At 58.1% G+C, this 22,637-nt stretch carries 19 protein-coding genes and 1 tRNA gene; 13 read left to right on the top strand and 7 right to left on the bottom strand.

Annotated elements, in window-relative coordinates; all coding sequences use genetic code 11:
- Positions 1 to 119 precede the first annotated feature (119 nt).
- Together J3352_RS10715 and J3352_RS10710 are read right to left on the bottom strand one after the other, a co-directional pair.
- Positions 120 to 560, bottom strand: a complete 441-nt coding sequence (locus J3352_RS10715) for a hypothetical protein (RefSeq protein ID WP_156067038.1) — start codon at positions 558 to 560, stop codon at positions 120 to 122.
- 117 nt (positions 561 to 677) lie between these two features.
- A tRNA-Val gene (locus tag J3352_RS10710) sits at positions 678 to 750 on the bottom strand.
- Positions 751 to 973: 223 nt separating this feature from the next.
- Between J3352_RS10710 and ruvC the strand changes: the two genes are divergently transcribed.
- The 12 genes from ruvC to J3352_RS10650 all read left to right on the top strand — a co-directional run bounded on the left by ruvC (position 974) and on the right by J3352_RS10650 (position 13,809).
- A complete protein-coding gene (gene ruvC / locus J3352_RS10705; RefSeq protein ID WP_005934868.1) occupies positions 974 to 1,486 on the top strand; it encodes a crossover junction endodeoxyribonuclease RuvC in 513 nt (170 codons plus the stop codon).
- Positions 1,487 to 1,648: 162 nt separating this feature from the next.
- On the top strand, positions 1,649 to 2,257 hold the full coding sequence (gene ruvA / locus J3352_RS10700; RefSeq protein ID WP_156067035.1) for a Holliday junction branch migration protein RuvA: 609 nt from the start codon (positions 1,649 to 1,651) through the stop codon (positions 2,255 to 2,257).
- Positions 2,258 to 2,260: 3 nt separating this feature from the next.
- Entirely contained in the window at positions 2,261 to 3,316 is a 1,056-nt protein-coding gene (gene ruvB / locus J3352_RS10695) for a Holliday junction branch migration DNA helicase RuvB (protein ID WP_005934866.1), read from the top strand.
- A 29-nt stretch (positions 3,317 to 3,345) separates the two neighbouring features.
- Positions 3,346 to 4,221, top strand: a complete 876-nt coding sequence (locus J3352_RS10690; RefSeq protein ID WP_005934865.1) for a class I SAM-dependent methyltransferase — start codon at positions 3,346 to 3,348, stop codon at positions 4,219 to 4,221.
- Positions 4,222 to 4,464: 243 nt separating this feature from the next.
- On the top strand, positions 4,465 to 5,304 hold the full coding sequence (locus J3352_RS10685) for an energy-coupling factor transporter ATPase (RefSeq protein WP_005934864.1): 840 nt from the start codon (positions 4,465 to 4,467) through the stop codon (positions 5,302 to 5,304).
- A gap of 15 nt (positions 5,305 to 5,319) precedes the next feature.
- The gene (locus tag J3352_RS10680) at positions 5,320 to 6,240 is read left to right on the top strand and encodes an energy-coupling factor transporter ATPase (RefSeq protein ID WP_005934863.1); all 921 of its coding nucleotides are present in this window, start codon (positions 5,320 to 5,322) and stop codon (positions 6,238 to 6,240) included.
- Positions 6,234 to 7,049, top strand: a complete 816-nt coding sequence (locus J3352_RS10675) for an energy-coupling factor transporter transmembrane protein EcfT (protein WP_005934862.1) — start codon at positions 6,234 to 6,236, stop codon at positions 7,047 to 7,049. Before J3352_RS10680 ends, J3352_RS10675 begins: the two co-directional genes overlap by 7 nt.
- Positions 7,050 to 7,153: 104 nt before the next feature.
- Positions 7,154 to 7,903 carry a tRNA pseudouridine(38-40) synthase TruA gene (gene truA / locus J3352_RS10670; RefSeq protein WP_005934861.1) on the top strand — a complete coding sequence of 250 codons (750 nt, stop codon included), beginning with the start codon at positions 7,154 to 7,156 and terminating at the stop codon, positions 7,901 to 7,903.
- Complete coding sequence (locus tag J3352_RS10665; protein WP_005934860.1) at positions 7,900 to 9,102, top strand: DUF5711 family protein; 1,203 nt, start codon at positions 7,900 to 7,902, stop codon at positions 9,100 to 9,102. The genes truA and J3352_RS10665 overlap by 4 nt, the downstream gene beginning before the upstream one ends.
- 187 nt (positions 9,103 to 9,289) lie before the next feature.
- On the top strand, positions 9,290 to 9,985 hold the full coding sequence (locus J3352_RS10660; RefSeq protein WP_005934859.1) for a hypothetical protein: 696 nt from the start codon (positions 9,290 to 9,292) through the stop codon (positions 9,983 to 9,985).
- 56 nt (positions 9,986 to 10,041) lie between these two features.
- Positions 10,042 to 12,345, top strand: coding sequence for an ATP-dependent Clp protease ATP-binding subunit (locus J3352_RS10655; RefSeq protein ID WP_005934858.1), 2,304 nt, complete (start codon positions 10,042 to 10,044; stop codon positions 12,343 to 12,345).
- Between the two features lie 63 nt (positions 12,346 to 12,408).
- Positions 12,409 to 13,809, top strand: coding sequence for a DUF2971 domain-containing protein (locus J3352_RS10650; protein WP_156067032.1), 1,401 nt, complete (start codon positions 12,409 to 12,411; stop codon positions 13,807 to 13,809).
- Positions 13,810 to 13,910: 101 nt separating this feature from the next.
- Here J3352_RS10650 and J3352_RS10645 read toward each other — a convergent pair whose 3' ends face one another.
- A complete protein-coding gene (locus tag J3352_RS10645; RefSeq protein ID WP_156067029.1) occupies positions 13,911 to 15,206 on the bottom strand; it encodes a cation:proton antiporter in 1,296 nt (431 codons plus the stop codon).
- A 73-nt stretch (positions 15,207 to 15,279) separates the two neighbouring features.
- Entirely contained in the window at positions 15,280 to 16,308 is a 1,029-nt protein-coding gene (locus J3352_RS10640; RefSeq protein WP_005934856.1) for a glycosyltransferase family 2 protein, read from the bottom strand.
- A gap of 261 nt (positions 16,309 to 16,569) precedes the next feature.
- On the opposite strand from J3352_RS10640, the gene J3352_RS10635 reads away from it, so the two are divergent.
- Positions 16,570 to 18,150, top strand: a complete 1,581-nt coding sequence (locus J3352_RS10635) for an ATP-dependent DNA helicase RecQ (protein ID WP_097773281.1) — start codon at positions 16,570 to 16,572, stop codon at positions 18,148 to 18,150.
- 189 nt (positions 18,151 to 18,339) lie between these two features.
- Here the strand turns inward: J3352_RS10635 and J3352_RS10630 are convergent, their stop codons facing one another.
- The 3 genes from J3352_RS10630 to nrdD form a co-directional block, all read right to left on the bottom strand.
- The gene (locus J3352_RS10630; RefSeq protein ID WP_035394743.1) at positions 18,340 to 19,320 is read right to left on the bottom strand and encodes an Abi family protein; all 981 of its coding nucleotides are present in this window, start codon (positions 19,318 to 19,320) and stop codon (positions 18,340 to 18,342) included.
- A gap of 13 nt (positions 19,321 to 19,333) precedes the next feature.
- Positions 19,334 to 19,885 carry an anaerobic ribonucleoside-triphosphate reductase activating protein gene (gene nrdG / locus J3352_RS10625; RefSeq protein WP_005934849.1) on the bottom strand — a complete coding sequence of 184 codons (552 nt, stop codon included), beginning with the start codon at positions 19,883 to 19,885 and terminating at the stop codon, positions 19,334 to 19,336.
- 69 nt (positions 19,886 to 19,954) lie between these two features.
- Positions 19,955 to 22,126 (bottom strand): anaerobic ribonucleoside-triphosphate reductase, encoded by a 2,172-nt coding sequence (nrdD, locus tag J3352_RS10620; RefSeq protein ID WP_005934848.1) that lies wholly within the window; start codon positions 22,124 to 22,126, stop codon positions 19,955 to 19,957.
- Positions 22,127 to 22,637 lie beyond the last annotated feature (511 nt).

Below are 22,637 nucleotides of genomic sequence, written 5' to 3'. Positions count from 1 at the left end.
GCAGGGGCCATCCGGGACTTCACTTCTCAAGCTCCTGCGAGTTTCCGAAGTGCTCTTGTTGGAGTACGCCTGCTCCAAACCCTGCCAGGAACGAGTACGGCAAACTGGAAGTTGTCTGCTTAGTTCATTATTTCAATCATTTGCTCAATAAACCGTTCAGCGTCTTCCATATTATAAGTTTTTTCATTGATGACAACTTTCCCTGATGATGTCGCAAATACACTGTTGATCAGCAAATCATCATCATACACATAAATAGAAAGTGTTTTGTTCCCTAAATCGGATGTAGACCCATTTGAAAATAGTGTACCTACTGTTCTCCTGTAAGTATATTTATCTAACAGAGATAGAATGGCATTCTTTTGGTCTATGGTAATATCCTGGTAATTCACAGAATCAATGTATGCCTCACCATTTTCTACTCCAATCTGGCTGTATATCATTTTCATCTGGTTGTCAGCCTCTGCAACATCTGAAAGTGATAAAGGCTTGAAATATACGATACAGCAAATTAAAAATGCAATCACAATTACTATAGAGCATAACATTTTCTTTTTCATACACAATATCTCCAAATTCCGAGTTGTTGAACTAAGCCGAGTATACCACACCATCCCGCAAAGCGCCAGCAAAACAAAAAGAACCACCGACCGAAGTCGATGGTTCTTTTCCACGAGTGGACGGTACAGGACTCGAACCTGTGACCTCCTGCACGTCAAGCAGATGCTCTACCAGCTGAGCTAACCGTCCATATTCTGTTTGTGCCGCAATCAGCTTGATTATGATATCATACCGCCGGGCAAAAAGCAAGCCCTTTTTTGAAAATTCTGCAAACTTTTTGATGCCGGGTTTACTGTGGATGGAAAATCAGCCGCCCAGCGCACATTTTGTAAACCGCCCCAAGGTGTTTCCGTTGCCCTGAACGCCGGTTTGTGGTATAATACATTGATTATAATAGGAAAGGTATCGCAGAATGAGAGTTTTGGGCATCGACCCGGGTTACGCCATTGTGGGCTGGGGCGTTTTGGACTATGCGGGCAACCGGTTTGCACCGGTGGATTTCGGGGCCGTGTGCACCGATGCCGGGGTGCCGTTTGAGCAGCGGCTGGACGAGGTCTACACCGGCATCCGGGAGGTCATCGAACGGACACAGCCTGAGGTGCTTGCCATCGAAAAGCTGTTCTACCAGCACAACCAGACCACCGTGATCGGCGTGGCCGAGGCCCGCGGGGTCATCCTGCTGGCGGCGGCGCAGGCGGGCATCCCCATCTACGAGTACACCCCCATGCAGGTAAAACAGGCCGTTACCGGCTACGGCAAGGCCGTGAAAAAGCAGGTGCAGGAGATGACCCGCATCCTGCTGCATCTGCCTGCTGTGCCCAAGCCCGATGATACCGCCGATGCACTGGCCATGGCCATCACCTTTTGCCATACCAACGGCAACCAGCTGAACCGCTTTGCAAGAAGGGGCGTTGGGCCGATCTGAGCCCTCTCCGTCAATGCTGCGCATTGCCACCTCTCCCGAAGGGAGAGGCAATCGCGGCTTTTGGTATAGTAGCAGCCGCCCAATTCGATGCTTTGGCTCCCCCTTTGGGGGAGCTGGCGAGCGAATGCAAGACTGAGAGGGGAAGGCTGCTGGAGGAAAACTATGATTTACAGTCTATCCGGAAAAATCATCAAAAAGACCCTGAACGCTGTGGTGGTGAGCTGCGGCGGGGTGGGCTACTATGTACAGTGCCCGACCAGCGTTGCGGGCGCACTGCCCGGGGTGGGCCGGGAAGCCACCCTTTACACCGTGATGAGCGTGACCGAAAATGACATCAGCCTGTACGGCTTTGCCACTGAGGAGCAGCAGAGCTGCTTTGAGCTGCTGACTGCCGTTTCCGGTGTGGGCCCCAAGGTGGGTCTGGCCATTCTCAGCGTGATGGAGCCTGACCGGGTGGCGCTGGCAATCTCGGCGGGCGACCACAAGGCGTTCAAGGCGGCATCCGGCGTGGGCCCCAAGCTGGCCCAGCGCATCGTGCTGGAGCTGAAGGATAAGGTGGCAAAGGGCTTTGTGGATGGCATCAACCTCGAGGATGTGGGCGCGGCCACTGCCGCCCCCGCCGCACAGGGAGCCGGGCAGGCCATTGCGGCGCTGGTCTCGCTGGGGTACAGCCAGAGCGAAGCCGCTCTGGCCGTTTCCAAGATCGACGCAAGCCTTCCCGTGGAAGAGATCATCAAGCTGGCCCTGCGGGGCATGGCAGGCAGGAGGTAATCCATGCAGGACGAAACCGCGCTCTATGGCGCAAAAATGATGCAGCCCGGCTTAACGGCGGCGGACAACGAGGAAAACAGCCTTCGCCCGCAGCATCTGGAGGACTACATCGGACAGGACAAGGTCAAGCAGAACCTGAAAATCTATCTGGAAGCCGCCAAGCGGCGCGGCGAGCCCATGGATCACATCCTGCTCTATGGCCCCCCGGGCCTGGGCAAGACCACGCTGGCGGGCATCATCGCCAACGAGATGGGGGTGCAGATCCGCATCACCAGCGGCCCGGCCATTGAGAAGCCCGGCGACCTTGCCGCCCTGCTGACCAATCTGCAGGAGGGCGACGTGCTCTTCATTGATGAGATCCACCGCCTGTCCCGGCAGGTGGAGGAGGTGCTCTACCCGGCGCTGGAGGATTACGCGCTGGATATTATGATCGGCAAGGGCCCCAGCGCCCAGAGCATCCGGATCAACCTGCCCCGCTTCACGCTGGTGGGCGCTACCACCCGTGCGGGCCAGATCACCGGCCCCCTGCGGGACCGCTTCGGTGTGCTGCTCAAGCTGGAGCTGTACAGCCCCGATGAGCTGAGCCGGATCATCCAGCGCTCGGCGGGCATCCTCGACCAGCCCATCACCCCGGAGGGCGCTTACGAGCTGGCCAAATGCAGCCGGGGCACCCCCCGCGTGGCAAACCGCTTCTTGAAGCGTGTCCGCGACTTTGCCACCGTGCTGGGGGATGGCATCATCGACCGGGATGTTTCCCTGATGAGCCTGAAGCGGATGGACGTGGACGCGCTGGGTCTGGACGAGCTGGACCGCAGCCTGCTCCGCGCCATCATTGAGATGTACAACGGCGGCCCTGTGGGCCTGGAAACGCTGGCGGCGGCGCTGGGCGAGGAGGCCGTGACGCTGGAGGATCTGTGTGAGCCCTACCTGATGCAGATGGGATTTCTGACCCGTACCCCCCGTGGCCGCTGTGCCACCCGCCTTGCCTATGAGCACCTGGGCCTGAAAGCCCCCGAGACCGGAAGCCCGGAGGACAACGGCCAGCAGAGCCTGTTCTGAGCCGTTTGAAGAGAGAAAGGAGGACGCTTATGCGCCCTGCAGATAGTTGGAAAGATTACGAGCTGCTGGATGCCACCGGCGGCAACCGCCTGGAACGCTGGGGAGAGACCATCCTCATCCGGCCCGACCCGCAGGTGGTGTGGAAAACCGAGAAGCAGAGCCCGCTCTGGGCCAAGGCCGATGCCATCTACCACCGCTCCAATCAGGGCGGCGGAGAGTGGGAGTACCGCCGCCGTCTGCCTGAGAAGTGGAAGATCTCCTGCGGTGAGGGCGAGGACAAGCTGACCCTCATCGTCAGCCCCACCGGTTTCAAGCACACCGGCGTGTTCCCGGAGCAGGCCGTTAACTGGGCCTGGTACGCCAGAAAGATCCGTGCGGCAGGCCGCCCTGTCAAGGTGCTGAACCTGTTTGGCTACACCGGCGGCGCAACGCTGGCCTGTGCCGCTGCGGGGGCTACTGTCTGCCATGTGGATGCTTCCAAGGGCATCGTAGCGTGGGGCAAGGACAACGCCGTGGCCAGTGGTCTGGCTGACCGGCCCATCCGCTGGCTGGTGGACGACTGCGCCAAGTTCGTGGCCCGGGAAAAGCGCCGGGGCAACACCTACGATGGCATCATCATGGACCCGCCCAGCTACGGCCGCGGCCCCGGCGGCGAGATCTGGAAGCTGGAGGACTGCATCTACGAGCTCATCAGCCAGTGCGAGGAAGTGCTGAGCGATACGCCCCTCTTCTTTGCGGTCAACAGCTACACCACCGGCCTGTCCCCCGCGGTCATGGAGTATATGCTCAAGACCACACTGGTGCCACGCTTTGGCGGCAAGACCAGCTGTGATGAGATCGGCCTGCCCGTTTCCGCCACCGGTGGCGTTGTGCCCTGCGGCGCAACGGCCATTTGGGAAGAATGAACTCCCTCAGTCACGGCTGTCGCCGTGCCAGCTCCCTCGGGGAGGGAGCCTTTGGCATGGCGGGAACGTTGACCGTTTGCCGGAAAACTTCTCGGTTGCGCAAGAGGCCCCATCTCAGAGGGGGCTGTCTGCGAAGCAGACTGGGGGAGTGTCCTGACGACAGCCATTCTGAAAAAATGAAGAAGAACCAAGAATGGGGTACAGCCCTTTTGAGAAGGGCGCACCACCGGAAAGAGAAAACCTATGGAAGAAACGATTTTAACTGCGAAAGATCTGAAGTTCCGCTATGACCCGGAACAGCCGGACTACGCCCTGAACGGCGTGTCGGCTGAGGTGAAGCGGGGCGAATTTGTGGCAGTGCTGGGGGCCAACGGCTGTGGAAAATCCACGCTGGCCAAGCACTTCAACGCCATCCTCCTGCCGGAGAGCGGTACTGTGCTGGTGGAGGGGATGGACACCAAAGACGAGGACAAGATCTACGATATCCGCCAGACCGTGGGCATGGTGTTCCAGAGCCCGGACAACCAGATCGTTGCCACCGTGGTGGAGGAAGATGTCGCCTTTGCGCTGGAAAATCTGGGCGTGCCGCCGGAGGAGATGCGCCGCCGCGTGGATGAAGCGATGAAGATGGCGGGCATCTACGAGTACCGGGAGCGTGCGCCCCACAACCTGTCCGGCGGCCAGAAGCAGCGCGTTGCCATTGCGGGCGTGGTCGCCATGCGGCCCGACTGCCTGATCTTGGACGAGGCCACCGCCATGCTTGATCCCCGGGGCCGGGAGCAGGTGATGCAGACCATCCACCATCTGAACAAGAATATGGGCATCACGGTGGTGTCCATCACCCACTATATGGAAGAAGCTGCTCAGGCCGACCGCGTGCTGGTGATGAGCAAGGGCAATGTGGTCATGGAGGGCACCCCGAAAGAGGTGTTCAGCCAGACCGAAAAGGTGCGCGCCCTGCGGCTGGATGTGCCGCAGGCTGCCGAGCTGCGGGATGAGCTGGTCAAGGCCGGCATCCCCATGCCCGAGGGCATCATCGACACCGGCGCGTGCGCACAGGCTCTGTATGAGCTTTTGAAGTAAGGGAGGGGACGGAAGATGGGAAGCATTATCAAAGTAGATCACCTGAGTTATGTCTATAACCCGGGAATGCCCAATGCCGTCACCGCGCTGGATGACGTGAGCTTTGAGGTGGAAGAGGGAGATTTTGTGGGCATCATCGGTGCCACCGGCTCCGGCAAGAGCACCCTCATCACCCACATGAACGGCCTGAACAAGCCCACCAGCGGTCACATCATCATCGATGGCCGTGACCTGTGGGCCGAGCCGGAAAAGATCCGGGAATTCCGTTTCCTCACCGGTCTGGTGTTCCAGTACCCGGAGTACCAGCTGTTTGAGGAGACCTGCTATAAGGATATCGCTTTTGGCCCCAGAAACATGGGGCTGGACGAGGCCGAGATCGACAGGCGAGTGCATGAAGCAGCGGACTTTGTTGGCCTGGATGAGGCGCTGCTGCAGCGCAGCCCCTTTGAGCTGTCCGGCGGCCAGAAGCGCCGGGTGGCCGTGGCGGGTGTGATGGCCATGAAGCCCCGCATTCTGGTGCTGGATGAGCCTGCCGCCGGTCTGGACCCCGAGGGCCGGGACGAGATCCTGTCTGAGGTCAAGGAGTACCACAAAAAGACCGGCACCACCGTGCTGCTGGTCTCCCACAGCATGGAGGATATTGCCAAGTACGCGGACCGTGTGCTGGTGATGAGCAACAAGAAGATCGCCATGTACGACACCGTGGAGAACGTGTTCGCCCGTGCGCCCGAGCTGCTGGCGCTGGGCCTGAGCGTGCCGCAGGTCACAAAGATCTTCCTCAAGCTGCGGGAGATGGGTGTGGATGTCCCGGCGGATGTTTACACCGTGCCCTATGCCGTCAAGATGATTTTGGAAGCCAAGAAGCGCCGGGACGCAGGCGAAAGCCTTGTGCTGCCCCGTGTGGATGCAAAGAAGGGGGGCGCTGCCACATGCTGAGAGATATCACCATCGGCCAGCACTTCCCGGGCGACAGCCTTGTGCATAAGTTCGACCCCCGCATGAAGCTGGTGCTGACCATCGTCTACATCATCCTGCTGTTTGCCGCGTCCAACCCGCTGGGCCTGACGCTGTCCCTTGTGTTCCTTGTGGCCATGTACGGCGTGGCGAAGATCCCCTTCAAGCTGATCACCAAGAGCCTGAAGCCCATTTTGCCCATCATCCTCTTTACCGCGGTGCTCAACCTCTTCTTTGTTTCGGGCGAGGGCGAGCCGCTGGTGCACTTCTGGGTGCTGAACATCTACGCCGAGGGCCTGCGCTATGCCATCCTGATGGCGGTGCGCGTGATGGCACTGATCGCGGGCACCAGCCTGCTGACCTATACCACCAGCCCCATCGTGCTGACGGATGCCATCGAGCAGCTGCTCAAGCCTTTGGGCAGGCTGCACTTCCCGGTGCATGAGCTGGCTATGATGATGAGCATTGCCCTGCGGTTTATCCCGACCCTGATCGAAGAGACCGACAAGATCATGAACGCCCAGAAAGCCCGCGGTGCCATGCTGGACAACGGCTCCATGATGGAGCGTGTCAAGGCGCTGGTGCCGGTGCTCATCCCGCTGTTCATTTCGGCCTTCCGCCGCGCCGATGAGCTGGCCATGGCCATGGAGTGCCGCTGCTACCGCGGCGGTGATGGCCGCACCCGCCTGAAGGTGCTGCGCTGCACCCGGCAGGATTATATCGATCTGGCGGTGTGCATCGTCTGCTTTATGGTGATCCTGAGCTCGAGACTGGTGTTCCCGAATTTTTAAAAACTCCCCCAGTCGCCTGCGGCGACAGCCCCCTCGAGGAGGGGGCCTTATAGCCTCCCTCTTTGAGAGAGGTGGCACGGCAAAGCCGTGACGGAAGGAGTTCCATGCAGAACTATTTACTGACCCTTGCCTACGACGGCACCAACTACTGCGGCTTTCAGGTGCAGCCCAACGGGCGGAGCGTGGCCCAGACCTTTCAGGATGGGCTGGAAGCGGTGCTCCACAGCCGCCCCGATATCAAGGGGTGCAGCCGCACCGATGCCGGGGTCCACGCGCTGGGCTTTGCGCTGAACTTCCACGCGGAGACCCGCATCCCCCCCGAAAAGCTGCCGTTGGCCATCAACCAGCACCTGCCCCCGGATATCCGGGTGCTGTGCGCCCGGGTGGTGCCGGAGGAGTTCCACGCCCGCTATGCCGCCCATACCAAGACCTACCTGTACCGCATCCACAACCACCCCATCGATTCGCCTTTTGATGAAAAATATTACACCCGGGTGCCCCGGCGGCTGGATGTGGATGCCATGCAGAGGGCGGCGGAACAGTTTGTGGGAAAGCACGATTTTCTGGCCCTGTGCGCGGCGGGCTCCTCTGCTGCTGCCCACGGAGATACCGTGCGCACCATCACCGACTGCCATGTGACCCGGAAGGGCGACGAGGTGGACATTGAGGTGACAGCGGACGGCTACCTCTATAACATGGTGCGCATTCTGGCAGGCACCCTGTGTGAGGTGGGCGCGGGCCGGATGCAGCCCGATGCCATCCCCGGCATCCTTGCCAGCCGGGACCGCAGCCAGGCCGGGCCGACGCTGCCCGCAAAAGGGCTATTTTTGGAGAAGGTGGACTACGACCTATGAGAAAAAATCGCAACCGTCCGGAGAGTGACGAGCCGCTTTCGGAAGGGCGGGTCGAATATCTGGAAGCTGCCCGCCAGCGTGTGCGGAACAGGCGCATCCGCCGCACGGCGGTGCTGCTGGTGCTGCTGACGGCGGTGGTGCTGTTTGCCACCGGCATCGCGGGCAGCTCGGTGGCGGCCCTGAAGGACCTGACCGATACGGCCCGCATTGCCCTGCTGCCCGGCTCCGGTTGGCCCCAGCAGACCGGTGTGGCCGAGCTGGAGCAGATGGCCCCCCTGACCGGCAGCTTTGTGGAGCTGGGGGACGAGGGCTGTGTGGTCTGGTCGCGCACCGGCAAAAAGCTGAACAGCATCCAGAGCGGCTATGCCCGCCCGGCGCTGGCCGCGGGCAAGACCCGCTTTGTCCTCTACAACCGCTCCGGAAACGAGCTGCGGGTGGAGAGCCGCACCCAGAACCTTTACACCAAGCAGCTGGAAAACAGTATTTTCCTCTGCGCCATGTCGGACAACGGCACGCTGGCCGTGGTCACGGAGGACCAGACCAGCATGGCAAAGCTGCTGGTATACAGCCCCTCCATGGAGCAGCAGCTCAGCTGGAGCATGACCTCCAACGACGGCACCCCCCTGCGGATGGCCTTTTCCCCCGACAGCCGGAAGCTGGCGGCGGCAGCCGTCACCGTCAGCGGGGGACAGGTGATGACCAACCTCTACCTCATCAATCTGGCATCGGGCGATCCCGTCAGTCTGGTGAATCAGGGCGGTGTGCCCCAGTGGCTGGGGTGGACCTCTGCTTCCACGATCCTGGCTGTCTACGATACCAGGGCCGTGCTCTACAATGCGGGCGGCGGCGAGCGTGCGGTCTATGATTTTGCGGGCACGGAGCTGAAAGATGTTTCGGTGGACGCGGCAGGCAATGTGGCCCTGCTGCTGGCATCGGGGCAGGTCTCTCAGGCTGTGACGCTGGACAAAAACCTGAACGTCCAGTTCAGCGCCGCTGTCTCGGCGGCAAATTCCATTGTCCGGGCGGGGAACCTGTTCTATCTGCTGGCCGATAACGCCGTGGAGTGTTTTGATGCGTCCGGCACCCAGCAGTGGAGCCAGAACCTTGACACCAGCCCGCAGGCATTGCTGGCCAACAGCAAGGATCTGCTGCTGTTCAGCGGCAACACGGTGCAGAAGTTGGAAGCACCCGCTGAATAACCCTCTCCGTCAATGCTTGCGCATTGCTACCTCTCCCAAAGGGAGAGGCAATTGCGGCTTTGAGGAAAAAGAGTGCAATCTATTTTGTAGCTTCCCCTGTCAGAAGCGTTGGCTCCCACTTTGGGGGAGCTGGCACGACGGCAGTCGTGACTGAGAGGGTGAGCCAGTTCGGAATAAGGTTAAACGTATGTTCAAGAATCCGTCATTTATTTTTGATATCCTATGTACGGTGGTCTGGCTGGTGCTGGCCGTCCGGTATGCCCGCAAAGGCTTTCTGGCCTCGGTGGTGCAGCTGACGGGCAGCCTCATCAGCCTGTTCGGTGCCAAAGCCTTTTCAGGCTGGGCAGCCGGGCAGGTGTTCGAGCGCTTCCTCGCCGGAAGCTTCCGGGACCAGATTGCTGCCAATATCGCCGCCGGGGGAGCCGTCAGTCTGGATGGCATTGCCCAGCGGTACGCGGGCTTTCTGCCCGAGGCGTTCCGGGCATCCATCGTGGATGCCTGCGAGCGCTCCATCTCTGCCGTCCTCAATGACAACGCCGTTGTGCTGGCGGATACCATCGTCCAGAAGGTGCTGGCTCCGCTGCTGACCCCGGTGATCTCGCTGGTGCTGTTCTTTGTGGCGTTTGCCCTGCTGCGGATGCTGGTCAGCCTGCTGGTCACAGTGCTGGGGCTGGTGAACAAGCTGCCCGTGATCGGTGCAGTGAACCACTGGCTGGGCTGGGGCGTGGGCGGCATTGCCAGCCTTGTGGACATCTATCTGGTGCTCTGCGTGGTCTGGGCGCTCATTGTGATCACCGGCGGCAACCTCACCATGCTCAACGACACGGTGATGAGCGGCAGCCTTTACTATAAAGTATTCAATGTGTTCAACCCGTTTGTCTGAAAAGTATTCAATGTGTTCAACCCGTTTGTCTGAGCGGGGAGGGAAAAGGAGGAACAATGGTCTGCATTCGATGCCAGAAGCGGCCTGCCATTATTTTTGTCCAGCGGATGGAAAATGGCCAGATGAAAAACGAGGGGTACTGCCTGCACTGTGCCCGGGAGATGCACATCAAACCGGTCGATGATCTGATGAAGCAGTTCGGCATGTCCGACGAGGACATGGATGCCATGGAAGACCGGATGGAAAACATGATGCAGGAGATGGGGGACATGAGCAACATGAACCCCTTCTCCATGATGATGGGCATGGGCCAGCCGGACCAGAGCGAGGAGGACGGCGACCTTGTGCCCGGCTCCAGCGCCACCTTCCCGCTGGGGGTGAACGGCGGTGCCCAGAACGGCAAAAACGAAAAGAAGGCGGGCAAAAACGACAAAAAGCCGCCCCGCCGCAAGTTTTTGGATACCTACTGCGAGAACCTGACCCGCAAAGCCCGGGAGGGGAAGCTGGATGATATCATCGGCCGCGACCGGGAGATCTACCGCACCATCCAGATCCTGAGCCGCCGCCAGAAGAACAACCCCTGCCTCATTGGTGAGGCGGGCGTTGGCAAGACCGCCATTGCCGAGGGCATTGCCGAGCGCATTGCCAAGGGGCAGGTGCCGGCAGGGCTGCAGGATAAGGAGATCTTCCTGCTCGACCTGACCAGCCTTGTGGCAGGCACCCAGTTCCGCGGCCAGTTTGAGCAGCGGGTCAAGGGCCTGCTGAGCGAGGTCAAGGCGGCGGGCAACGTCATCCTGTTCATTGACGAGATCCACACCATTACCTCTGCCGGTGAGAGCGAGGGTGCCATGAATGCGGGCAACATCCTGAAGCCCGCCCTCTCCCGTGGCGAGATCCAGGTCATCGGTGCCACCACCTTCAACGAGTACCGCAAGTATATCGAGAAGGACCAGGCGCTGGAGCGCCGGTTCCAGCCCGTGCGGGTGGAGGAGCCCAGCGTCGCTGATACGCTGGCCGTGATGGGCGGCATCAAGCACTACTACGAGGAGCACCACCATGTGCAGGTGCCCGCCGATGTGCTGAACGCCACCGTGACCCTGAGCGAACGGTATATCACCGACCGCTACCTGCCCGACAAGGCCATCGACCTGCTGGACGAGGCCTGTGCCTGCTGCAATCTGGCCCACCCGGTCATCTCCGAGTACCTGACCATGCAGAAGGAACTGGAGGCCCTCAAGCAGGAAGAGGCCGACATGGAAAACGCCGATGTGAACGAGCCCATCGATTACGAGCGTGTGGCAGAGCGCAAGACCCGGATGGCGCAGCTGGAGCGGGAATTGCCCGCCAAGCAGGCCGCGGCCGGGGAGATCCAGGTGACCATGGACGATGTGGCCAAGGTCATTGAGCTGTGGACGGGTATCCCGGCGGTGAAGATCCGGGAGACCGAGTATGCAAAGCTCGCCAGCCTTGAGACCGAGCTGAAAAAGAAGATCATCGGTCAGGACGATGCCGTGCATCTGGTGGCGCAGGCGGTCAAGCGCAGCCGCGCCGACCTTTCGGGCCGCCGCCGTCCGGCCAGCTTCATCTTTGTGGGCCCCACCGGCGTGGGCAAGACGGAGCTGGTGAAGCAGCTGGCAAACCAGCTCTTTGACGGCCCCGACCCCCTGATCCGGCTGGATATGAGCGAGTATATGGAGAAGTACGCGGTGTCCCGCATGATCGGTTCCCCTCCGGGCTATGTGGGCTACGAGGAGGCGGGTCAGCTGACCGAAAAGGTCCGCCGCCGCCCATACAGCGTGGTGCTGTTCGATGAGATCGAAAAGGCCCACCCCGATGTGATGAATATCCTGCTGCAGATCCTGGACGAGGGCAAGATCAACGATGCCCAGGGCCGCACCGTGGATTTCTCCAACACCGTCATCTGCATGACCTCCAATGCGGGCAGCAGCGACCAGACCACCGCAAGTCTGGGCTTCAACCGCAGCGAGGAGGAGCGGAACGAGGAAAAGAGCCGCAAGGCACTGAGCCAGTTCCTCCGCCCTGAGTTTTTGGGCCGCGTAGATGAGGTCATCACCTTCAAGCCGCTGAGCGAGGAGACCCTGCAGGGCATTGCCGCCCTGATGCTGGACGAGTACAAGCCCAGCATGGAGGCCAAGGGCATTGCCTACAGCTATACCCCGGCGGCACTGGCAGCGCTGGTGCACAAGAGCCAGGGCGGCAAGTTTGGTGCCCGCGACCTGCGCCGCACCATCCGCAAGGCTGTGGAGGACCCCGCCGCTGAAAAGATCATCGACGGTACCCTTGTTTCCGGCTCCACCCTGACCGTGGATGCTGAGAACGATGAGATCGTGCTGAAATAAGTAAAGATCCCGGAGGGCAGAAACGCCCTCCGGGATCTTTGTTCTTTGAAGGAGGAGAGAAGAATGAACTTGTATCACTACCGATCAGTGGAAAGCGCACGAAAGGAGATCGAGTGCCGTACATTCCGCTATGCGGACCGGAACGAATTGAATGATCCCTTGGAGGGCTATGCTCAGATTTACTGGAAAGGCGATTGTCCGGCGTGGGAGGGACTGTTCCGGAACTATATCTGCAGTGTATACTATGCTGTAGTTGGCATTCAATTGAATGCAAGCGAGGAACTTTTGGCAGAGAGGGCAGTTATTCCGGATATTCACTGCTTTGATGATGTTCCGCTGGGGCAGGTCTGGAAAGAATTATCGGATCGTTTTGTACAGACAGCATTGGTGCAGAAGCTGATAGTAGATCTAGGAAATACGGAGACCGAAATGAATGCCCACCGCTTGAGGCAAATTTTGCGGCTCTGCCATGAGGATGCAATCAAAATTTGTCTGGACGACATGCACAAACGGAAAACGTTGCCAGGGGAGCAGGGCGGGCCGGTGGTGTCAATCAGCGAAAAGGCCGACTGGGAAAAGATGGGAGGCTTTGGAAATCTTGAAAGTCCGCTGATAAAAATGATGAAGGCAGCTTTTGAGGTTTATGAAGAAACACTGGAAAGCAGTTTTCTGAAACTGGAACAGGAGATCGAGGCAAACGAACCAAATGCCCGGAAGCGGAGGCTCTGGCTGAAGGTGAGGCTGGGATTTCCGGCCCTTTATATTGCTGGTCTGCAGGAACTGCCCTACCCCAGAATGTTTATGATGTGCTTTTCCACCGACGGAACAAACTCGGCCATGTGGGGAAATTATGCGCAAAATCACTGCGGTGTCTGTCTAGTCTACCGTGCCAACGAAGAAAATGGAAAGCAGACTCTTCGTGTAAAAACAGCCGAAAGCTGGAGTTCAAGTAGCGGATATTCCTGCGGTTTTCGGGATGACCCGGTCTACCCAGTTCGTTATACGGACGAGCAGGTAAAGCGCAACTTTTTTGAATCATTGGGACGGCTGACTTTTTCGCAGATTGAATCCTGGATGGTTTCGTCCAAAGGTGAACGAAGCCGGATTCTAGAACTTTACGACAAGGATGCGTGGCGGGTGCAGTATTGGAAAGACCAGCAGGAGAAATATTTGACGAAGCTTCCTGCCTGGAGCCATGAACAGGAATATCGACTGCTTATGAATGACAGTTTTCATCAGCACACGGAGGCAGAGCGCTATGTGGGATACGACCCAGCAATCCTGGAGGGCGTGATCTTTGGTATCAAGACATCGGAAGCTGATAAGATGCAGATTTTCCGAACCTTGCGAAAATCTATGGAGGAAGCAGGGCGGGACCCGAAGGAACTGGAGGTGTGGCAGGCGGAATATGATGACGAAACGCGGAAGATCAGCCTGAGGAAACGGCATTTTCCCATCTGGTAAAAGAAAACACATTTCCGGACAGAACAAAACCTCCCTGTGCAGAAGAATAGCGCTGCAGGGGAGGCTTTTGTCGTTAATTTCTTAGATAGGGAAGCCGATGACTACTTAACAGACACTGGCTCCTCCGGCTTGTTGGTGGTACGGGCGCTCGTGCGGCCCTCGGGAATGATCTCGCCTGCGGCGGTCAGGCTGAGCTTGGCCAGGGTCGGACCGACCAGCTCGTACACCAGCACCGAGAAGAGCACCACGTTGCGCACCATGTGGCCGTCGGAAAGCTCGGCAGCTTCGGCGGCCATGCCCAGCGCCACACCGGCCTGCGGCAGCAGGGTGATGCCCAGATACTTCTGGATCTTCTCGCTGCAGCGGGTGGCCTTGCAGCTGACATAGGAGCCGGAGATCTTGCCCAGAGAGCGGGAAGCGATATAGGCGGCACCAATGAGCAGGACCATGGGGTTGGCGAGGATGTTCAGGTCCAGCTCCGCGCCGGACAGCACGAAGAACAGGATGTTCACCGGGCTTACCCAGCGGTCCAGGCGGTCCATCAGCTCATCGGAAGTGGGGCAGATGTTGCAGAACACGGTGCCGGTCATCATGCAGACCAGCAGCAGCGAGAAGTTGCAGTGGATGGGGCCGACCTCAAAGCTGACCATGGAAAGGCCTACCGTCAGCAGCACAAAGGCCACCGAAAGGCTCATGCGCTTGGAGCGGGAGTGGAAGTAGATCTCCAGCTGGTTGAGCAGCAGACCGGCCAGCGCGCCCAGACCCAGGCTGAGTACGATCTCCACCAGAGGCTCCAGAAGGATGCTGATGGGGTCGATGCGGCCTTGTTCCAGCGCGTTTGCGATGCCGAAAGAGGCTGAGAAGAGCACCAGACCCACGGCATCATCAATGGCGACCACCATCAGCAGCAGGCGGGTCAGGGGGCCGCTTGCCTTGTACTGCTTGACCACCATCAGGGTGGCGGCAGGGGCTGTGGCAGAGGCGATGGAACCCAGCGTGATGGCCGATGCCATTGAGATGACATCCGGCCGGGCAAAGTGCAGGGCCACCAGAGCGATATCCACCAGCACGGTGGTGATAACGGCCTGCAGGATGCCCACAGTGACCGCCTGCCTGCCCATGCTCTCCAACGCGCTGAGCCGGAACTCGTTGCCGATGACAAAGGCGATGAAGCCCAGTGCCACTTGTGTGATGATGCCGTAGCTCTCGACCTGTGCAAGGCTCCCGAAGCCGAAGCCCCAGCCGCTCAGGCCCAGCCGACCCAGAAAGAAGGGGCCCAGCAGAAGCCCCGCCACCAGATAAGAGGTGACAGCCGGCAGACGGACCGCTTTCGCTGCACGGGATGCCAACAGGCCTGCAATGAGCGAAAGAGACATGCAAATGAGCAATTGCTCCATAAAACAAGATCCTCCTCAGGAATTAAGATACGTTAAAAAGTATATTTTATCTGAGGAGGAAAAGCAACATTTGTTAATTGAATTTAAAAATCTTCTGTGCAAGGCGGTAACCGCCCAGCACGAGCTTGTCGCCCTTGGGGATCTTCAGGTTGGTCACGCCGCCAAAGCCGTAGCGGATGGAGCGGTAGACCCCGGCACTGGTGTGTGCCTTGAGGTAGGCCCACAGTTCGTTCTCCTTCTGCTTGGCAGCGGCACTGCCGTCCAGCAGAAGGAAGATGTCGCTGATGGCCATCATCATGGAGAGGTAGTGCAGCATATAGCTGCGCAGCTTCTTCTGGCCCTTAAGGGCATCCAGGTCCTGGCAGTCGATCATGTGGCGGGTCACCCGCAGCTGCTGGTCCACCCGCTTGACCATTACACTTTCGTTCACGCTCTGGTCGGCCCGGCCGATGAAGTAGCGGTACAGGTCCAGATCCATATAGTACATGCTCTTGACAAAGGGCAGGGGCTGGTAGACAAAGATGTTGTCCACATAGAAGGTGTGCTTGGGCAGCACCATGCCGCAGTCCCGCAGCACCTGCGTGCGGTACATCACCGAGTGCATCAGCAGGTTCTGGTCGGGCCGGAAGTGGCCGACATGCGTCCAGCTGAACAGCCGGTTCTGGGGGAACACATTGGTGTAGCGCACGGTGTGGCTGGTGTTGTCCTCCACATGCTCGTAGACATAGTTGCAGATCATCAGGTCAGGCGCGGTGCCCCGGGCAGTCAGCGTGTTCAGCTTGGCCAGCACGGTCCTGAGGGCTGCTTCGTCCAGCCAGTCGTCGCTGTCCACTACCTTGTAATACAGGCCGGTGGCGTTGCGGATGCCCTGATTCACGCCCTCGCCGTGGCCGCCGTTCTCCTGATGGATGGCCTTGACGATGGTGGGATATTTGGCGGCGTACTCGTCGCAGATGGCGGGGGTGTCATCCTTGGTGGAACCATCGTCCACCAGGATGATTTCGGCCTGCTCCCCGGCGGAGAGCAGGGTCTCGATGCAGTGGCGCATATATGCCGCCGAGTTGTAGCACGGGACGGCGAAGGTGATCAATTTCTGAGCCATACAAAATACTCCTTTGCTTTTTTCCGGCAGATGCGCAAGGCAGGGGCCGGGATGGAGATATGTACCCATATTATAGCATTTTTGTGCAGGAAATGCTATCGAACGTGGGAAATGTCAGAGATGTTTTACAATTATCCGGGGAGTTGTGGTATACTGATTGGGTTACAGACCGCTCAGGCCGCAAGCGCGTCCGCTTCCCCGTACAGGAGAGACGGCATGGCAGGGCAATGACGGAGAGGTTTTGTATGGATAGGAGGAACCATGGAAAGTCCGCATAGTATTCTGAAAAAAGTCTTTGGCTACGACAGCTTCCGCCCGGGTCAGGAGGAGATCGTCTCCCGCCTGCTGGCCGGGCAGGATGTGCTGGCCGTGATGCCCACAGGTGCGGGCAAGTCCATCTGCTATCAGGTGCCGGCCCTGCTGCTGCCGGGCATCACCATCGTGGTCTCGCCGCTGGTGAGCCTGATGAAGGATCAGGTGGGGGCGCTGGTACAGGCCGGTGTGGCGGCAGCTTTCCTGAACAACAGCCTGACGGACAACCAGAAGGCCCTGATGCTCCGCCGCGCCCGGGAGGGGTGGTATAAGATCATCTATGTGGCTCCGGAGCGGCTGGAGATGCCGGGTTTCCAACGGTTTGCGCAGGAGCGGGAGATCAGCATGGTCACGGTGGACGAGGCCCACTGCATCAGCCAGTGGGGGCAGGACTTCCGCCCCAGCTACCTGCGCATCAAGGCGTTTGTGGACAGCCTGCCCAAGCGCCCGGTGGTGGGAGCCTTTACGGCCACCGCCACGGCCCATGTGCGGGAGGACATCCGCACCCATCTGGAACTCCACACCCCCTACGAGGTGACCACCAGCTTCGACCGGCCCAACCTCTATTTTGCCACCCGCAGGGCCCTGCCCAGCGAGAAGCCCAAAGTTCTGCTCGAACTTGTACTCAGGGAGCGGGACAATGCGGGCATCATCTATTGCAGTACCACCCGGCAGGTGGACGAGACCACCCGCCTGCTGCAGAGCCGGGGCATCCGTGCGGCAGCCTACCACGCCAAACTGGATGCGGATACCCGGCGGCAGAATCAGGACGATTTCCTCTATGACCGGGTGCAGATCATGGTGGCGACCAATGCCTTCGGCATGGGCATCGATAAGCCAAACGTCCGGTTCGTCATCCATTATAATATGCCCAAGGATCTGGAGAGCTATTATCAGGAGGCGGGCCGCGCGGGCCGTGACGGGGAGCCAGCCCGCTGCACCCTGCTCTATTCCGGCACCGATGTGCGCACCATCCGGTTCTTCATCGACAAGGAGATGGAGGCTGACAACGGCCTGCCTGCGGATGTCAAGGCCGAAGCGGCACGCAAGGCAGAGGAACGGCTCAAGTACATGACCTTCTACTCCACCACGCCGCGCTGCCTGCGGGGGTATCTGCTGAGCTACTTCGGCGAGGCCGCGCCCCAGAAGTGCGAGAACTGTTCCAACTGTCTGCTGGCAGCACAGGCCGCCGAACAGGTGGAGGAGCAGGCGGCACAAGCCCGCCAGCGTGCCGCGGCCAGTGCGAAGCGGCTGGCCTCGGCCTCCCGCCGCCGTGCCGACGAGGATGCCCTCAGCGAAGCGGACGAGAAGCTGCTGGCGGCCCTCTATGCCCTGCGCAAGCGGCTGGCCGCAAAGCAGAAGCTCCCTGCCTATATGGTGTTCAACGATTCCACCCTCCGCCAGATGGCACTGAAAAAGCCCCTGAGCGTGGAGGAACTGCTCAATATCCCCGGTGTGGGCGAGAAAAAGGCCGCCCGCTATGGGCAGGAGTTCCTCAGTGTGATCGAAGAAACCGTTGGCACACGGTGAATTGGAGATAAAAGAACAAATAAAGCGTCCCGTTTTCCACGGCCAGTGCAGGCAGGGTGGAAAACGGGACGCTTTTTGTAAAAATAAAAGGGAACTGAATCGCTCCAGTTCCCTCAAGTATATGTCCCTGAGAACATATACCCCAATTAGTAAGAATATTATATCGCAGCTGTTGAAAAAATGCAACTGTTAAATATAATTTTTCAAAATTTCCATCCGTTTCGTCAGGTCGGGATGAATGACAATTGAAGCGACGGCAGGGTTGACTTCAGAGCGATAGGTTTCTGTGATATGCTCAAATTCTTCAATGAACTTAAGGATTTCGGAATTTGGCATCTGCAATAGCTTCAGATAATAGGACATCAGAATGACATAATCTCCGATGGTTTTGAAATTGACATACGGAAGCTGAATCGCAGAACGGAGACAGGCTTTCATTGCCTTTGTGGGGTCAAAATTGCGAAATCGGGTATCAAATACCACGGCATTGTGAGCAATAGCATTTCGGAGATCTTTCAAAGCATAGATGTAGCGAAATAAGAGCTCACAGGATGTATCGTTGGAAAGATCAAGGCCAATGCGGGTGGAAATATCTTTTCGGACAGGAAAAGTCAAACAAGAAAGCAAGTATCCAAAATCTCCCATGGTCATGATCTCGAAGAAAGCCCAAAGAGGAACACCGGAGTAAGTTGGATTATTGTAAAAATGTGTGATTTTTGGATTTCCTTTCGCATAGGCGTTTGCAAGGCTGGACTGGATGGAACGCTGAAGGTTCAATTTGTTTTGCTGGGCTCGCTTTTTCTGTTCAACGGTGAAATTGGCAGGGGAGTTGTTGTAACTGCAAACGACACGATCCAGAACATCCGAAATACTCTCGGATTGTGCGTTTTCAAGGATGCCCTGCAATGCGATGTTCTTGACAGCAGTTTCGATGAACATCATTTTTCCGTAAAACAGAGCTTTCAGGGCAGAATCATATTGGATGGTGGCATAGAGCTCTTGATAAGAGGAAAAAGGCAGGCGCGCACCGGCAGATTTGAAGAAACGATAGCCTTTATAGCCATGATAATATCCGGTTGTGACAAGCTGCTGTTTCTGTGTTTCGCCGGAGATGGCGATGCCGTTGTCACGCAGGTGCTGCATTAAGTCGTTTGTTGTTTTATAGCTCATGGGCATCCTCGATTTACATGCTATGGGTAGCAAACACCTGTTCGTCCTCCCACCAGACGGGGGCCTTTGCGGCAAGGCTCTTGGGTACATCCAGAAGCCGCTGGTTGGAGCTGCCCCGGAAGCGCAGGGAGATATCGTGCTGGGCTTCCACAAAGCGGCCGTCCACCAGAACATCCAGCAGGCTCAGCAGCTCATCGGTGACCTCACAGCGGGCCGGGCAGGGAACACTGCCGGTCAGCTGCTCCCAGGTGTAGCCGGAATAGCACCAGACGCTCTTATTCGGGTACAGCGCCCTGAAGTTGCGGACGAAGGGCAGCAGTTCCCGCTGATTCTCCGGCTCAAAAGGCTCACCGCCCAGCAGGGAGATGCCTGCAATATAGTCGGGCTGGCAGGATGCAAAGATCTCGTTGCGCACAGCTTTGTCGAAAGGCTGACCGTACCCGAAATCCCATGCTACCTCGTTGAAGCAGCCCGGGCAGTGGTGCCTGCAGCCCGAAACAAAGATGCTGGTGCGCACCCCCGGCCCATTGGCAATGTCGTAATACTTGATTGTTGCGTAATTCATAGATAAAACTCCATATAAAAAGCTCCCCCTCTCGGGGGAGCTGTCAATGCGAAGCGTTGACTGAGAGGGTTACAGATGCAGCACCCGATCCTTGATCTCCTGTGTCCGGCCCTGGTTCCAGAACTGGGTGCCGATATAACCGCAGGTGCGGCGGGCAACGTTCAACTTGTTCTGGTCACGGTTGCCGCACTTGGGGCACTCCCACACCAGCTTGCCGTCATCCTCCACGATCTTGATCTCTCCGTCGTAGCCGCAGCACTGGCAGTAATCGGACTTGGTGTTCAACTCGGCGTACATGATGTTATCATAGATGAACTGCAGCACGCTTATCACGGCCTCCAGATTGTCCTGCATGTTGGGCACTTCCACATAGCTGATGGCACCGCCCGGGGACAGCTTCTGGAACTCGCTCTCAAACTTGAGCTTGGTGAAGGCATCAATGGGCTCCGAAACATGGACGTGGTAACTGTTGGTGATATAGTTCTTATCGGTGATGCCGGGCACGATGCCGAACCGCTTCTGCAGGCACTTGGCAAACTTGTAGGTGGTGGATTCCAGCGGGGTGCCGTAGAGGGAGTAATCCATGTTCTCGGCCTTCTTCCACTCGGTGCACTTGTCGTTCATGTGCTGCATCACGCTCAGGGCAAAGGGTTTGGCACCGGCATCGGTGTGGCTCTTGCCGGTCATATACTTCACGCACTCATACAGACCGGCGTAGCCCAGGCTGATGGTGGAGTAGCCGCCAAAGAGCAGCTTGTCGATCTTCTCGCCCTTCTTCAGGCGGGCCAGTGCGCCGTACTGCCACAGAATGGGGGCGGCATCGCTGGGGGTGCCCATCAGGCGCTGATGGCGGGCCTGCAGTGCCTTGTGGCAGAGAGCCAGACGCTCGTCAAAGATCTTCCAGAACTTCTCGAAGTTGCCGCCGGAGGAAAGGGCTACATCCACCAGATTGATGGTGACAACACCCTGATTGAAGCGGCCGTAGTATTTGGGCTTGCCGGTCTCGGGGTCCACATAGGGGGTCAGGAAGCTGCGGCAGCCCATGCAGGTGTAGCAATGGCCCTCGCCGTTTTTGTCCACCTTGAGTTCGAGCATCTTCTTCTCAGAGATGTAGTCGGGCACCATCCGCTTGGCAGTGCACTTGGCAGCCAATTCGGTCAGGTAATAATAAGGAGTGCCGGGGCGGATGTTGTCCTCTTCCAGCACATAGATCAGCTTGGGGAAGGCGGGGGTGATCCAGACACCGGCCTCGTTCTTCACGCCCTGATAGCGCTGACGGATGGTCTCCTCGATGATGATGGCAAGGTCGGCCTTTTCCTGTGCGTTGCGGGCTTCTCCCAGATACATGAACACGGTGATGAAGGGGGCCTGACCGTTGGTGGTCATCAGAGTCACGACCTGATACTGGATGGTCTGGACACCGCGGTTGATCTCGTTGCGCAGGCGGCGCTCCACGATCTCCTTCTTGCGCTCCGGGGTAACGTCCAGCCCTTCCATCTCCGCCTCGACCTCAGCGGCGATCTTCTTGCGGGAGACATCCACAAAGGGAGCCAGATGGGTCAGACTGATGCTCTGGCCGCCGTACTGGTTGGATGCCACCTGCGCAATGATCTGGGTGGCAATGTTGCAGGCGGTGGAAAAGCTGTGGGGCTTTTCAATATAGGTGCCGGAGATCACGGTGCCGTTCTGCAGCATATCTTCCAGGTTGACCAGATCGCAGTTGTGCATGTGCTGCGCAAAGTAGTCGGAATCGTGGAAGTGGATCAGGCCCTCGTTGTGTGCCTTGACGATCTCCGGGTCCAGCAGAAGGCGGGCGGTCAGGTCTTTGGAGATCTCACCAGCCATATAGTCGCGCTGGACGCTGTTCACGGTGGGGTTCTTGTTGGCGTTCTCCTGCTTGACTTCCTCGTTCTGGCACTCGATCAGGCTGAGGATGCGCTCGTCGGTGGTGTTGGTCTGGCGCTTCAGGCTCTGCACATAACGGTAGGTGATATAATGGCGGGCTACATCGTGGGCCTGAATGTCCATCAGCTTGTTCTCCACCATGTCCTGGATCTCTTCCACGCTCACGGCACGGTTCAGCGCCTGGCACTGCTCCGTGACATCGTTGGCGATGGACAGGATCTGCTCCTGGGTCAGGCTGCTCTTGCGGCTGACCGAATCGCTGGCCTTGGTGACCGCAGTGATGATCTTGGTGATATCAAATGGAACTTCCGAACCGTTGCGCTTGATGATCTTCATAGTGTTCCTCCGTCGTTCTATCTGTGTACAGTTCAAACGGGTGCCTCTTGCGAAAGAGGCACCCGCAAAGCAGTCTTGGGATGCGTTCAATTGATGTGATTCTATGATATCACTATTTAGTGATATGTCAATGGAGAAACCACTACATTTTGTGTTTTGGCGGTTTCGCCAAAATTGAGCCAAGAATCTTGGAGCAAAATTTGAGGCCAAAGCTCTTGACAAACTGTGCAAGGAAAGTGTTTGCATTCCGGGGCGTAATATCCACGGCGGTGTATACTTCTCTGGAAGTTTGGATAGAACAATACCTTATTATATAGAGAAAAATGACCTCTGAGGTCCCTGCAGCCTTCTGCGTCAAGGAACGTGTAAATTACAGTTAAAAAACTAGTCAAAAAGTCAAAGACGCAAAAAGAAACGAAAAAAGTGAAAAAAGGGGTTGCCAAACGTGTCGGGATATGGTATTATACTTGAGCGCCAAGGGCCGCCGGAAAGAATGACTTCTGAAAGCGGC

The sequence above is a fragment of the Faecalibacterium sp. Marseille-Q4164 genome, from assembly GCF_017377545.1.
Taxonomy (GTDB): domain Bacteria; phylum Bacillota; class Clostridia; order Oscillospirales; family Ruminococcaceae; genus Faecalibacterium; species Faecalibacterium duncaniae.
The sequence above is the reverse complement of the archived record's forward strand: the minus strand, read 5'-3'. Positions and strand labels throughout refer to the sequence as shown.

Excerpts from the sequence above, each read along its gene's own strand:
- J3352_RS10715 (WP_156067038.1), bottom strand. The coding sequence starts at position 560 with ATGAAAAAGAAAATGTTATGCTCTATAGTAATTGTGATTGCATTTTTA.
- ruvC (WP_005934868.1), top strand. The coding sequence starts at position 974 with ATGAGAGTTTTGGGCATCGACCCGGGTTACGCCATTGTGGGCTGGGGC.
- ruvA (WP_156067035.1), top strand. The coding sequence starts at position 1,649 with ATGATTTACAGTCTATCCGGAAAAATCATCAAAAAGACCCTGAACGCT.
- ruvB (WP_005934866.1), top strand. The coding sequence starts at position 2,261 with ATGCAGGACGAAACCGCGCTCTATGGCGCAAAAATGATGCAGCCCGGC.
- J3352_RS10690 (WP_005934865.1), top strand. The coding sequence starts at position 3,346 with ATGCGCCCTGCAGATAGTTGGAAAGATTACGAGCTGCTGGATGCCACC.
- J3352_RS10685 (WP_005934864.1), top strand. The coding sequence starts at position 4,465 with ATGGAAGAAACGATTTTAACTGCGAAAGATCTGAAGTTCCGCTATGAC.
- J3352_RS10680 (WP_005934863.1), top strand. The coding sequence starts at position 5,320 with ATGGGAAGCATTATCAAAGTAGATCACCTGAGTTATGTCTATAACCCG.
- J3352_RS10675 (WP_005934862.1), top strand. The coding sequence starts at position 6,234 with ATGCTGAGAGATATCACCATCGGCCAGCACTTCCCGGGCGACAGCCTT.
- truA (WP_005934861.1), top strand. The coding sequence starts at position 7,154 with ATGCAGAACTATTTACTGACCCTTGCCTACGACGGCACCAACTACTGC.
- J3352_RS10665 (WP_005934860.1), top strand. The coding sequence starts at position 7,900 with ATGAGAAAAAATCGCAACCGTCCGGAGAGTGACGAGCCGCTTTCGGAA.
- J3352_RS10660 (WP_005934859.1), top strand. The coding sequence starts at position 9,290 with ATGTTCAAGAATCCGTCATTTATTTTTGATATCCTATGTACGGTGGTC.
- J3352_RS10655 (WP_005934858.1), top strand. The coding sequence starts at position 10,042 with ATGGTCTGCATTCGATGCCAGAAGCGGCCTGCCATTATTTTTGTCCAG.
- J3352_RS10650 (WP_156067032.1), top strand. The coding sequence starts at position 12,409 with ATGAACTTGTATCACTACCGATCAGTGGAAAGCGCACGAAAGGAGATC.
- J3352_RS10645 (WP_156067029.1), bottom strand. The coding sequence starts at position 15,206 with ATGGAGCAATTGCTCATTTGCATGTCTCTTTCGCTCATTGCAGGCCTG.
- J3352_RS10640 (WP_005934856.1), bottom strand. The coding sequence starts at position 16,308 with ATGGCTCAGAAATTGATCACCTTCGCCGTCCCGTGCTACAACTCGGCG.
- J3352_RS10635 (WP_097773281.1), top strand. The coding sequence starts at position 16,570 with ATGGAAAGTCCGCATAGTATTCTGAAAAAAGTCTTTGGCTACGACAGC.
- J3352_RS10630 (WP_035394743.1), bottom strand. The coding sequence starts at position 19,320 with ATGAGCTATAAAACAACAAACGACTTAATGCAGCACCTGCGTGACAAC.
- nrdG (WP_005934849.1), bottom strand. The coding sequence starts at position 19,885 with ATGAATTACGCAACAATCAAGTATTACGACATTGCCAATGGGCCGGGG.
- nrdD (WP_005934848.1), bottom strand. The coding sequence starts at position 22,126 with ATGAAGATCATCAAGCGCAACGGTTCGGAAGTTCCATTTGATATCACC.